This is a genomic window from Alphaproteobacteria bacterium, from assembly GCA_020638555.1.
In the GTDB taxonomy this organism is placed as follows: domain Bacteria; phylum Pseudomonadota; class Alphaproteobacteria; order Bin95; family Bin95; genus JACKII01.
In genome coordinates this window covers 261,790-275,185 of sequence record JACKII010000002.1, presented here as the reverse complement: position 1 = coordinate 275,185, position 13,396 = coordinate 261,790, and the positions used below count along the sequence as shown (strand labels likewise).

Annotated in this window: 5 protein-coding genes; 4 read left to right on the top strand and 1 reads right to left on the bottom strand. The window is 63.0% G+C overall.

Annotated features, from left to right (window positions below):
• Positions 1-131: 131 nt before the first annotated feature.
• Positions 132-2,453, top strand: coding sequence for a CoA transferase (locus H6844_07355; GenBank protein ID MCB9929213.1), 2,322 nt, complete (start codon positions 132-134; stop codon positions 2,451-2,453).
• Between the two features lie 95 nt (positions 2,454-2,548).
• On the opposite strand, the gene H6844_07350 is transcribed toward H6844_07355, so the two are convergent.
• Positions 2,549-5,833, bottom strand: coding sequence for an AAA family ATPase (locus H6844_07350; protein ID MCB9929212.1), 3,285 nt, complete (start codon positions 5,831-5,833; stop codon positions 2,549-2,551).
• 236 nt (positions 5,834-6,069) lie between these two features.
• Between H6844_07350 and H6844_07345 the strand changes: the two genes are divergently transcribed.
• The 3 genes from H6844_07345 (at position 6,070) to H6844_07335 (ending at position 13,288) form a co-directional block, all read left to right on the top strand.
• A complete protein-coding gene (locus H6844_07345; protein MCB9929211.1) occupies positions 6,070-7,602 on the top strand; it encodes a hypothetical protein in 1,533 nt (510 codons plus the stop codon).
• Positions 7,602-11,897 carry an alpha/beta fold hydrolase gene (locus H6844_07340; GenBank protein ID MCB9929210.1) on the top strand — a complete coding sequence of 1,432 codons (4,296 nt, stop codon included), beginning with the start codon at positions 7,602-7,604 and terminating at the stop codon, positions 11,895-11,897. The genes H6844_07345 and H6844_07340 overlap by 1 nt, the downstream gene beginning before the upstream one ends.
• A gap of 218 nt (positions 11,898-12,115) precedes the next feature.
• Positions 12,116-13,288 carry an ABC transporter substrate-binding protein gene (locus H6844_07335; protein ID MCB9929209.1) on the top strand — a complete coding sequence of 391 codons (1,173 nt, stop codon included), beginning with the start codon at positions 12,116-12,118 and terminating at the stop codon, positions 13,286-13,288.
• The last annotated feature ends 108 nt before the right edge of the window (positions 13,289-13,396 follow it).

The window sequence follows — 13,396 nt, the reverse complement described above, 5'->3', positions numbered from 1 at the left end:
GGCCGGGAATCCCTTCGCGAAGGCGCTGCGATGGCCGATAGCCTGCCGCCAAACCCACCGCCGGGCAAGGCTTTGCAACCCACCCGACATGGCCGCATAGTGTGCAGAACGGTAAATATGGGATGGAAACGATGACGAACGGCCAGGCCCTTGCCGGGGTGCGGGTGCTCGAATGCGCAGGCGGCGTTGCGGGCGCCTATTGCGGCAAGCTCTTTGCCGACATGGGGGCGTACGTGGCGCGGCCGGCCGCCGAAGGCGGCGACGCGCTGGCGGCGCAACCGCTGGCGCTGGAGGCCCCGCAAACCGCGGGGCTGCTGCACCGCTATCTGAACGCCGGCAAAGCCCAAGCCTCGCCCGAAGGCCCCTGGGACATCGTCATCCTGGGCGAGGACACGGACCGATCCCTGTGCCTGCCGGAGCCCCGCATCGCGACGCTGGACATCTCCTGGTTCGGGCATGACGGCCCCTATGCCGAATGGGCCGGCAGCGATCTGGTCGTGCAGGCGCTCAGCGGCATGAGCCATCCCTGCGGCCCGGTGGAAGGCCCGCCGACCTTTCTGGGCGAGCACCAGGCGACCATGGTCGGCGGCGTCGCCGCGTTCTGCGCCGGGGTGGCCGCCTTGATCGGCGGACGGCAGCCCGCCGGGCCGGCGGTGCTGGACGTCTCGATTTTCGAGGCGGTCATCATCATGTCGGAGTTGCAGATGGCCAATGCCGTCGCCCTCGCCATGCCGATCCCGCGCCTGGGCGTGAACCGGTACCTGCCCACCTGCCCGCTTTCCATCCACCGCTGCCGCGAGGGCTGGATCGGCATCACGCCGCTGACGCCGGCGCAATGGCAGAGCTTCTGCGACATGCTGGGGCTGGCGGACTTCCGCGACGATCCGGACCTGTTGCCGGCGCGCACGCGCTACCCCCACGCCGACCGGATCGAGCCGGAATTCGACCGCGTGTTCCCGACGAAAACCGCCATGGAATGGGCCGCGCTCGGCCGCGCGCACAAGGTGCCGATGGTCATCGTGCCCGACGCCCAGGGCATTCTGGATCATCCGATCTTCCAGGCGCGGCAATCCCTGGCCCGGTTCAGCGCGGAGGGGCGCACCTACCGGGTGCCGCGCACGCCGCTGCGGCTGGAGCGAACACCGCCGCGGCTCGACCTGGACTCGCCGCCATCCTCGGAGGCGAGCGCGCCGCTGCCGGCCGCCGGCGATCCCTTCGCGCCATTGGCCGGCATTCGCGTTGCCGATTTCTCCATGGGCTGGGCCGGACCGCTGGCGACGCGGATGCTTGCCGACCTGGGTGCGGAGGTGATCAAGATCGAGGCCGGGCGCTATCCCGACTGGTGGCGCTCCGTCGATTGGTCGCCGGAGGCCATCGCCCGCGGCCAGTACGAGGAAAGCCACCATTTCTCGTTCATCAATCGGGGCAAACAGTCCCTCAGCCTCGACCTGACGCACCCGGACGGCCTGCCATTGGCCAAGCAGCTGGTGGCGGAAAGCCAGGTGGTGGTGGAAAACCAGGCCGCGGGCGTGATGCCGCGACTGGGCCTCGGCCATGACGCGCTGAGCGCGGGCCGGGACGATCTGATCATGCTGTCGATGAGTGCCTTCGGTTCCGGCAATGCCTGGTCGGACACCAGGGCCTATGGCTCGGTCTTGGAGCAGGGATCGGGCGTGCCGTCCTTTGTCGGGCGGGAGGGCGACCCGCCGACCATGGCCCATGTCGCCTATGGCGACCCGATCGGCGGCATCTATGGCGCGGCCTCGCTGCTGGCCGCGCTCTATCACCGGCAGCGGACCGGCGCGGGGCAATGGATCAACAACACGCAGATCGAGGCGATGCTGCCCTTCACCGCCGCCCCGGTGCTCTATCGGCAGGCCATGGGGCGCGAGCCGCCGCGGCGCGGAAACCGCCATCCCCGGTTCGTTCCGCATGGCATCTTCCCCTGCCGCGGCGCGGACTCCTGGCTGGCGATCGCGGTGACGGACGAGGCCGGCTGGCAGGGGCTGGCAGACCACATCGGACGCAAGGACTGGCTCGCCGACCCGGACCTCGCAACCCCCGACGGCCGGCGCGCCCGCGAAGCCGGGATCGAGGCCGGGATCGCCGAATGGACCCGCCGGCAGGATGCCAGTGCCGCCGCAGCAGACCTCCAGGCGCTGGGCGTCTCGGCCGCGCCGGTCCTGCCGCTGCACGGGATCGCGGCCGATCCGCATTTGCGGCACCGGGGCTTTTTCTACGATGTCGAGCGGGCCCATATCGGCCCGGAACGCCAGGGCGGTCTGCCGTTTCGATGGAACGGCGTCCGCTATCCGATGCGCGGCACCGCCCCCTTTCTGGGCGGCGATAGCGAACGGGTGCTTCGCGACGGTCTCGGGCTGGATGCGGCGCACTTCCAACGGCTGCTGGCCGACGGCATCGTCAGCCTCAAGCCGACGAGCCTCCGCTCCTGAAGCGCATGCCGGCGCGGTGAGATGGCCCCCTGCGGGGCGCGACGGGCATCGAGCGGCCCGGGACTTGTTGCAGCCGATCCGCGAGCGCGGCCGCTCTACGCTTCCGCCTGCGCAAATTCGAGCGCTTGCGCCGCGCGTTTGGTGAGATCCTGCTCCAAAAACAGCGCATGGCTGAGGCGGAAGTGGTGGCGCGCCTTGTCCCTGTGCTTGCGCGCCCGCGCGATCAGGCCAAGCCGCAGATGGACATGGGCGATATAATGGCCGCGTTCCTCCGGGCACTTGGCAAGGAACGCGTTGAGATAGCCCTCGGCGCGGCGCACCGCGCCGATGCGCAACACCGCAATCGCGACCAGATCCCGCAAGCCGAATTTTGGTTTCGGCCCGCCCTCGTCTTTCGGCTCGATTCCCGCAATAGAAAGCAATATCAATGCTCTATCAAACAATGACTGAAGATTGACCTCCGCAATCCCCTTTCGGCCGAACATCGACTGGCAGGATTGCAGTTCGGCCCAGCCTTTCGCGACTTCGCCGGTTCGGATCAAATAGCCGCCAAACAGGCGACCGCGACAGACATGCTCAAGCACCTGATCTTCGAATTCCCGCGCCCTGTCCGCATGGGGCAACAGGCATCGGGCATTCCAGCCGGGCTGTCCGTCCCTATAATCGACCAACAACAGCGAGATGGCCGCCACGCGCCGCGCGCCGGTGTCCGGTATCGAATACCGGAACGACTCCCGAGCCGCTGCGGCGAAGCCCTGCCAGTCTTCCTGGAGCGCCCGCACCATCAGCAGGGCATTGCTGCCAAACGAAATCGCGCGTGCGTTGGCATTGGCATGACCGTAATCAACCAAACTTGCGCATATGTTTGCGGCTTCTGCAATCTCTCCCTTCATTCTATAAATGGAGGCCCCATAGAAATCGCACACCGATATCAAGTGCTCGTCACCGTTTTGATAAATTTTAGAGCGTATATCACGATAAAGCTCTAAAATTCTTTCCCTGGGCCAATGATCCGCATGGAGATAGGCCACCATGGTCGCGACATTCGCCCATAACAACTTATGTTTGTCATTCAGGATCTTCGCCATCTCCACCGCCTCATTGGCGTAGCCGATGGCGATGCCGTGTTGGCCCGCGAACGAGCGTCCGAGCGCCTGGAGCGTCATGCACATCGCGAGGGAACCGGTGGGGCCGCCTGACCGCAACCGCGGCAGATGCGCCTTCATGATCGCGTTCAGCCGGCGGAAATCGCCATACACCTCCAGCGTGCGCCCCCACAGAACCAGCATTTCCCCGAACGCGTCCTCTGAGACCAGATCCGGTTGAGCGTCGATCAGGGCGAAGGCGTCCGACAGGTAATGATCGGCCTCTACCACCGCATAAATGCCGAACACCCTCTCGGCTGACTTCCAAAGATAGAAGACCGCTTTGCCCGCATCTCCGCATTCCTTGTAATGATACGCCAATTCCTCGGAATATTCGGAGATCGCCCGGTCATCTTCCGTATCCAGCGCGCGAGCGACCACGCCATGCACGTCCTTGCGTTGGGCCGAAAGGGCGCTTTGTTCGATGGCCATGCCGAAGAGCGCGTGGGAGAAGCGCCACCGGCGCACGCCCCCCTCCCCTGCGGGCTCAATAAGTCCCACCTCCGACGCCGCGGCAATCGCCGCACTGGCGGCCCCCGCATCGTCATAGCACCGCGCCAGGAACCGTTCCGAAAACTGCCGTCCCCTTGTGGCCGCCGCCAGCACATGCGCCTTCGCCGAGCTGTCGAGCTGGTCGTAACGGCTGAGGATCAAGTGTTGCAAATTCCCCGCGGTCGCTTGCGTTTCCGCACGTCGATTGAAGGCCACCCCATCCCCGTCAACGACCACCTGGCCGGTGTGCTTCAGGTAGCGAACCGTCTCCTCCAGAAACAGGAAATTGCCCTCGGTTGTTTCGAGAATGAAGGCCAGCAATTCGGCCGAAATTCCCGGCACCTGCAGAAGGTCGGCGACGATGGCGCCAACTTCCTCCGCCGGGACGGGACCGAGCGCCCAATGCGCGACGGTCCGGTCTTCCGCCCACCCGAGCCGATATTCACTGCGGCGGGTCCAAAGCAATTTGACCCCTCGCCCATGGGTTTCGACCAGCCGTTGCAGAATTTCGCCCGTAAATCGATCGATCCAGTGGATATCCTCCAGAACGACGATAACCGCAGGGTCCTGGCACAGTTCCAGCAACACCTTGTACATCAAATTTCGCACATAAACGCCCGCCCCGTGATCGGTGGACTCGGGCGTCACGTGCGAATTTTTCACGAATTCCAGAAAAAGATCGAATCCCGGCTCCGAATTGCCGAGAAGTCCTCCCAGATAGGAGTCGAGTTTCGGATCGGCGGACCCGGATTGCTGTGCCGCGCCCGAATGGATCAGTTCGATCAAGGGGGCGAACGGCTTATCCTGAAGGTCGCTGTTGCAGTTGGCGATGAGCAGGCTTGTCCCCGGCAACGGCGCCCTGCAGCCTTCGAACACCAGACGAGACTTGCCGATGCCCGCCGGTCCGGAAATATCCACCGGCCCGGCCTCTGGCGGAGCCGCCGCCATCCAGGCCTGCAACAGCGCGAGATCGGCTTCGCGCGCATAGAATGTCTTGCTGCCGCGCGCGACCCTGCCGTGGAACACCGTCCGATCGGGATGCAACTTGTCGAGCCGGAAGACTTCCACCGGCTCCTTCACTCCCTTGATGGTCTTGTGGCCAAGGGACACCAGTGTTGCCAGGCCCTCAATCTGGTCTCGCACCGTGTCCGAGCACAGCACTTCTCCCGGACCGGCCAAATGCTGAAGGCGCGAGGCCAGATTCACCGCATTTCCCAGAACGCCCGGCCCCGGAACGCCACCCCCCGGAACGCCGCCCCCCGGAACGCCGGTGGTGAAATGCGGATCCGGGCCTTTCAGGCTGGTGACGATGACGCCGCCCGCAATACCGATCCGCAGGCGCGGCCTGATATCGTAACGGGCCTGAAATCGGTCTTCCGACCTGGCCATATACTGTTGCAGTTCGAGCGCCGCCCGGCACGCCTCGAACGATGCGTTTTCGACCGCAACCGGCGTTCCGAAGGATGCCAGAATGCTGTCGCCCGCATACTCGACCGCGCACCCTTTGTGCGCGTCGATGATATCCCGGGATGCGCGCACGATCTCCCCGATCAACGCGAACGTGACTTCGGCGCCCACGCGTTCCGTGATCCCGGTGAAATTTTCGAGATCGGCAAAGAGCACCGCAGCCCAGCGCTGCTGTCCATCGAGGCTCGGGATCGGAGCGCGCCGCGGACCGGGCGCAGCGGCCTCGCTCGAACCCCATTCCGCGTTCGGTTCTCTGCTCGTGTGTTCCGACGGCACGATCAGGCTACTCCCCAGTCAAGGATTACCTCATCAGATATGGACGGCTCTGGCAAGTGTGGTTATAATTTCGGGTGCGTATTGATGGGGATTGCTAATGCAAAAGGATGCCTGAACGATGTTTCCGGGCGTGGGTGGCTTTCCATAATACTAAATATCGCACCGGTGTAACAGTCGATACACAGGGGATAATAACCGAACATTCCCAATGACATAAAATGGTAAGGGAATTTTCAATGCCGAACATAACGCATATTTGCATTTCCGATTTACACGCTGGCGCCCTTACAAGCCTGCTCACCCCCTTAAGGGACCCGAAATTGTGGACCGGCCGGGCGGACGGCACGCCGGACTGTGCCGATGACCCGACGGCGCTCACCGCCACGACCCGAACATTCGCCGACGCCTTCCGCTCGACAGTGCGGAGTCTCAACGCAATGCCGGCTCAAGGGCATGCGCAATCCCCGGCGACGATGATCTTGCTGGGCGATGGCCTGGATCTGTCGCTGTCCCCTCCCGACCGCTGTTTTCCGGTCCTGAAAGGGTTCCTGAAGGCGGTTTGGTCAGCGGATCCTGCGGTGTCCGAGGTGCCCGTGCTGGCCAGCCGGATGATCCTGGTCCCGGGCAATCACGACCACGCGTTGTGGACCGAACAGCGCTTCGACAACGAACGGTTTCCGGACGACGGTTTTTCGCACGTCTCCCCCGCGTTCGCCCCGACAAGCCAGGCGCCGCAGTCGCGGGTATTGAACACATATCTCGCCGATATTGGAATTACATCCGCACTCTATTATCCCAATTACGGAATTTCCACGGTAAATACATCCAAGGACACGGAGAACAATCGAGACAAATCCATCGTTTTCCATCATGGCCATTTCATTGAGCCGATGTACCGGCTGATGTCGGATATCCAGGCCGTGCTGAGTGGAAAAGCGATACCGCAAACCTGTGACCATCTCGAAATGTTCAACGGCCCGTGGATCGATTTCGGCTGGTCGACGATCGGCGATGCCGGGCCGCTCGGACGGGAGGCGGCGTCGGTCTACCAATTGCTGCTGACAGGCAGCGCGGTTGCCGGTTTGGAGCGTCGCATCGCGGGCCTTGTGAACCGCTGGGTCGATGCCAATTCCGGCATTGCGAAAATCGGCATGGCGGGGCAGGCGATCGATCTTCTGATCAGGGGCATTGTCGATCAGGTCATCGGCAAGTTTTCGCAATTGGAACGCTACAATTACACCCAGCCCTTGTCGCAATCGTCCATTGACGGTCTGAAACGATACCTGGCCGAGGCCGTGGCCGCCCAAATGGTGACGGAGCTTGGCGCGGGGGCAACGGACATGGAAACGGCCGTCGTTTTCGGCCACACGCACAAGCCGTTCGAGGATCAACTGGTGGTGGACGGATTTTCCCGCCCGGTGTCGGTCTGCAATACGGGCGGATGGATCCTGGACACCAGCCTGCTCAGCACGGTTGAGGCGGCCTCGCTCGTGTTCGTCGACGACGAGCTGAACACGGCCACGCTGCGATTGTTTTCGCCGCCGGTCAACGGCGTTCGGTCACCGGTTGCCGTCACAAGCGCGGACCCGACACCACCGCAGGATAACCCGGCGGTGACGGCGTTGCGGCATGCGGTTTCCACCAACCAAACCGCCTGGGACGCCTTCTCCCGGGCGGTCGAGGACGATTATGCGCTGCGCCAGCAACTCGTGCTCTGGCTGGCGGAATACGCCGATGAACAGGCCAAGAAGACGGGGGGTGTCCTGTAATGTTCCACATGAACCCGATCTCCATCTCGCTGAGCCAGTTGGAGCGCACCGCGTTCGACGCTGTCGTCATCGGCTCGGGCTATGGCGGCGCCATCGCCGCGGCCCGGCTCGCGGAGGCCGGCCATAATGTCTGCCTGCTGGAGCGGGGCCGCGAAATTCTGCCCGGCGATTATCCGACCGACCTGGCGGGCGTGCTCGCGGAAACCCAGGTCACCACATCGAAATTTGGCAAGATTACCAAAAACACTCCGAACGGCCTGCTCGACCTTCGCGTCAACGACGATATGAACGTCGCCATAGGCTGCGGCCTGGGGGGCACCTCGCTGATCAACGCCAATGTTGCGTTGGAAACCGACCCCAAAACCTTTTGCCGCACGGATGCCGACGGCCAGTACCACTGGCCATCCGCCTATCGCAAGGACGGGGTTCTGGACGCCTATTACACGCGCGCACGGAAAATGCTCGGCACCGTTACGCTGCCGCAAGAATACAACCCGAACAAGCTGAAAGCCTTGTACGTGTCGGCGGGCGCGATCGGCCAACCGTGCAAAAGGGCGCCGATCAACGTCACCTTCAAGGACGGGCGCAACGCGGCCGGGGTGGAGCAGAAAGCCTGCACCATGTGCGGCGATTGCTGCGCCGGCTGCAACTACGGCGCCAAGAACACCACCCTCATGAACTACCTGCCCTACGCGCACGCCCATGGCGCCCGCATCGTCACGGAAGCGGCCGTCGATCATCTTGCGCGGGGGACCGATGGGGAAGCGAAATGGGTCATCCATGTCAAAGACATGTCCGCCGGGAACCGCCGGGATGAAGCGGATCGGAACGTGCGGAGGCTGCTCCGTGCCGATATCGTCGTGGTGGCGGCCGGAACCCTCGGATCCACCGAAATCCTGCTGCGGTCGCAAGCAAAGGGGCTGGCGCTTTCCCGGCAACTGGGCGAGCGCTTTTCCGGCAATGGCGATGTTCTCAGCTTTGGCTTCGATGCCGATTGGGATCGGGGGTCCCGCGGCGGCAGCGCCGGCGAGCGGCAGCCTGTCTGGGGTATCGGCGCGGGCGCGGAATACCCGCTCAAGCGCGACAGCGGCCCCGAATTCCGGCCCGGCCCCTGCATCACCGGGGTGATCGAGGTGGATATGGCAGCGGATGCCCCGGTCGAGCAAGCCGCCGTCATCGAAGAGGGGGTCGCCCCCGGGGCGCTCTCGCCGATCTATCCCGCGATGTTCTTCCTGTCGGAGGCCCTGCACGGCCAGCTGACCCGTTTTCCGGATATCGCCCTGCGATTGCAGGACGCGAAGGACCTGGGCACCGCCCTCCTGTCCGGCACCGGGCTATCCGAAGCGAGTTATCATGGCGCGATGAGCCGGACGCAATCTTTCCTGCTGATGTCGCATGACAGCTCCGGCGGCAAAATCGTCCTCGACGAAACCACCGACACGGTGCGGGTCGATTGGCCGGGGGTCGGGCGAGAGTTTCCTTACGAGCGCGATAACGCCCTGTTGCGAGACGCGGCCGATGGCATCTGGGCGAATTCCCTGCCGAGCCCGCTCTGGCATCCCAATTTCGGCAACCGGCTGATCACCGTCCATCCGGTCGGCGGGTGCTGCATGGGCGAAACGTCGGCTGCCGGCGTGGTCAATGCGGACTGCGAGGTGTTCAGGCCCTCAACCGACGATGCGGGCGGGACCGCGGTATACGACGGGTTGCTGGTCTGCGACGGCTCGGTCATGCCGACATCGTTGGGGCTCAATCCGTTGCTGACGATCTCCGCCGTCGCCGAACGGGCGATGGAGCGATTGCTCGACAGGGTGGGACGGAAGCCCGGCGCGGAGCGCCGACCGCAGCCCCTCCCTCCGGCCGTTTCACCAGAGGCCGCGCCCCTATCGGACGGTACCGATGAATGGACGGAAGCGGTCCAACTGCTGACAGCGGTGAAGGATTGGCTAAAGGATCTCGGCAACAAAATCGACAATGCGGACTATACGGAAGCCGCGAACACGATTTATCACACCATCGAACGGGCCAGAAAGACATTCAAAATCCCCATCAGTAAGGATGAGAACTACGATTTTTGGTTTTATCTCGAACACTCCGATGAATTGACCAGGGATATCAGACCATCCATCAGGGACGTGATGGAAATTTTGGATTGCGTCCTCGATACGATCCGCACCGAACCATACGATTACGCTGCCGTCATCGCTGTGCTCGAAAAGGCATTCGGCGACTTCTCGCCCAATCTGAGTTTCTCCGAAACGATGACCGGCTTTGTCGCCGCGCCTGGCGGCGGGACGACCTCCGCCATATCCGATCCGTTTGCGGTGGCCGCACGGGTCGGGGAAAGCCAAGGTCTATCCCTGGAGGCGGATTTCCGCGTGCGCGCGGACAGTGTGCGCCAACTCCTCGCCAACCCCGACCACAAGGCCCTGTTGTCGGGGAGCGTGAAGTGGAAGCAGGCGCCGCAAGAAGAGGCGGTCGCGTTTGCCGTCACGGATGGCAGTTTCCGCCTCTTGAAAAAAGACGCCGCGACGGTCGAAGCCTGGCAGATGATCTACGCAGGCAAGCTCAAGCCAAGGAACCCGGTCGCAGGCAAGAGCGCAGACTATCGGTTTACCGGAACAAAAACCCTGAAGCGTCGGCCCGACTCCAACTGGTGGGGCGATCTGACAACGCTTTATGTCGACATCGCCAAGGACGAAGATCCTTCCCAAATCGTCGCCAGAGGCGTTATTCGCCTTGGGATTCAGGATTTTCTGAATCAAATGCAGACGCTTGAGTCGAAATTCTGCAGAACGCTGAAAACATATGACGGCGCCTCCATTTACAAGAAATTGTTCCTGGATATGGTCCCCTACCCCAAAGGATACGGCGGTGTCCGCTGGGGCATTCTCCACACGGACCTGAAGAAGCCCGAAATTCGTCATCAATTCCTTCTGAAAACCGTCGATCTCATGCTGAAGCCGGGCCGGCAGTCTCCCCTGCCCAAGAAGATCGCCTCGGCTGCCATGCGCCACTTCCAGTTCGAATTCGCCGCCTTTTTCGCCAACCTGATTTTCCGAACCTATGGCGGCATGCTTTCCTATCTCAACGACTTTCCGCGCCAGGATTTCCTGGCCGGCAAGGTCATCCCCATGCCCGCCGCCAACGGGGCACCCTTGCGGTATCGGGATGACGTCCGATCCGAATGCTACCGGTTTTTCTCTGCGCCGAATGTCGAACTGCAACTGATCCGCTACAACGGCGGCGACCGGGGGCCGGTCATCTTGGCGCCCGGTTTCGCCAATGTGGCTCAGTGCTTTGCGATTGAGACGGTGGACAAAAACCTGGTCGATTGCCTTTGCGCGGCGAAGTATGACGTCTGGCTGTTCGACTACCGGGGCAGCCCGGCGCTGGGCGAGGTCAGTCTGAAGCCCTTCGATATCGACGACATTGCCCTGGAGGACTGGCCGGCGGCCGTCGATTACGTTCTGGCGATGACGGGGGCGAAAAACCTACAGGTGGTCGCGCATTGCATGGGCTCGATGTCGCTGCAAATGTCGCTGCTGTCCGGCCGTCTGGCGACGGGCAAGGTGCGCTCTGCGGTCTGCTCGCAACTGACGGTCCATCCCGTCAATTTCTGGTTCAACCAGATGAAAGCCGATACCCATATCGGCTCCCTGATCGTCCACGGCCTGCCGAAAGAGCTGGTGCTGGCGCTCGACGGTCTGGTTGGCCCCGATGCGGCCCAGCTCTTCGCCGGCCGCAAGACGATCGACACCAATTCCGGCCCGCGGACGCCCGGGCCGGTTTCCCCGCAAGACCAGGTCCTGGATCTTCTGACCTGGCCGGCGCCCTTCCCCAACGGAATTCCCTGCTACAGCCCCACCTGTCACCGCGCCTTCTCCATTTACGGCCCGGCTTATGTGCACGCCCAGTTGAATGAAGCGACGCACGATGCGATCCAGACAATCTTCGGCAACATCTCGACAACGCCGTTCAATCAACTGGCGACGATCCTACGCAAGGGGGAGGCGGTGACGGCAAAGGGCGAAAATCTCTACCTGCCGCATCCGGAGCGTCTGCAACTGCCGATTCACTTTATCTCCGGCGCCATCAACGAGGAATTCACCCCGGACACGACATTGCGCACCTACAACTGGCTGCGCAAGAATAACCCCGAGATGAAAGACGAATACACCCGGCGAGTCATTCCCAATTACGGGCATCTCGACTGCTTTATTGGAAAAAATGCCAGCAAGGATGTGTTCGAAGACATCGTCGACCGGCTTGATAAACATGCCAGAAAACCATGAATGGGCGACGCTTGGGCGGCAGGGGAAAGGGGAATCCGGCAAGCCTCCCCCTGCGGGCGGGGAGGGCGCCGGCCCAATCGCTACTTTAGTAGCGCAAATGCCGGCGACCGCGCATCGTCGATGATGCTTGATCTTCATTGGCGGGCCTGAAAATATGATGCGCGTAGTTGCAACGGACGCCACTCGAATGGCGTTAATCAAAAGAGGATCAGGTGAGGATGGTTAAGACGCTTTCGGTCGTGGCCGCGACGGCTGCGATCCTCGTCGGCGCTCAGGCGCAGGCGAAGGACATCAAGATCGGTGTGCTCTATCCAACGTCCGGTGGCGGCGCCATTTACGGCGTTCCGGCGATGGAAGGCCACAACATGGCCGTGGACGAGATCAACGCGGCCGGCGGGGTCGGCGGCGCCAAGCTCGTGACCTTCGCCCGCGACACCAAGCTGAACCCCTCCGCGGCGGCGGCGGCGGCCAAGGAGTTGATCACCAAGGAAGGCGTCGACGTGCTGGTCGGCGGACTGTCGTCCGCGGTGGGCCTGGCCATCAGCGAAGTGGCGAAGCAGGAAGGGGTCGTCTACATCGCGACCATTCCCAAAACCATCCAGATGACCACGACCAAGCTGCACAAATACGTGTTCCGCACCGCGTCGAACACGGATTTCGAAGGCGACGCCATGGCCCAGCTCGTCCACAATGTGGGCGGCAAGAAGCTGTGCGACATCCAGCTCGACTACGCCTATGGCTATGACCTGGCCAAGGGGATCGAGGACGGCCTGAAGCGGCACGCGCCGGAGGTGCAAAAGGTCATGGACCTGCGCGCCAAGCTGGGTGCCACCGACTACAACGCCCAGATCACCCAGATCCTGGGCGCGGGTTGCGACGTGGTCACCAGCGGCCTCTGGGGCGCGCACTTCGTGAATTTCGCCCAGCAGGCCAAGCCCTTCGGCCTGTTCAACACCATCAAATTCATCTCCGGCGGCGAAGTCGCCAGCCATGAGATCACCGGCAAGATGGGCGACGATTATCCGGACAATGTCTGGTCGAACGCCTACGAACTCTGGTACGACGACACCGTCCCGGCGCACAAGACCTTCCACGACGAGTTGTCGAAGCGCTCCGGCACCAAGGAAACCGCCATGTGGCCGGTGCTGGCCTATATCGGCGTGAAATTCGTCGCCGCCGGCGTCGAGAAGGCCGGGTCGGCCGATCCGGATGCGCTTTCGGCCGCGCTGGAAGGCATGTCCATCGATACGCCGGTCGGCCAGCGCACCATCAACCCCAAGGACCACCAGGCCAATACCGGCCAGTTCTGGGGACCGCTGGTCAAGAAAGAGGGCTTCGCCTATCGCGTGATGAGCCCGGTGACCTACATCCCGGCCGAGATCGCGGAGTAACGCCGTTCTTGGCGGGGCCGATGGCTTCGGCCGTCGCTGCCCGCCGAGCCTTGGTCTCAAGGCCCTCGGCTGCCTTACGGTCGAGGGTCTTTTGCTGACCGCCCCCAC

Coding starts and splice junctions, on each gene's coding strand:
- H6844_07355 (MCB9929213.1), top strand. CDS start 132: ATGACGAACGGCCAGGCCCTTGCCGGGGTGCGGGTGCTCGAATGCGCA.
- H6844_07335 (MCB9929209.1), top strand. CDS start 12,116: ATGGTTAAGACGCTTTCGGTCGTGGCCGCGACGGCTGCGATCCTCGTC.
- H6844_07345 (MCB9929211.1), top strand. CDS start 6,070: ATGCCGAACATAACGCATATTTGCATTTCCGATTTACACGCTGGCGCC.
- H6844_07340 (MCB9929210.1), top strand. CDS start 7,602: ATGTTCCACATGAACCCGATCTCCATCTCGCTGAGCCAGTTGGAGCGC.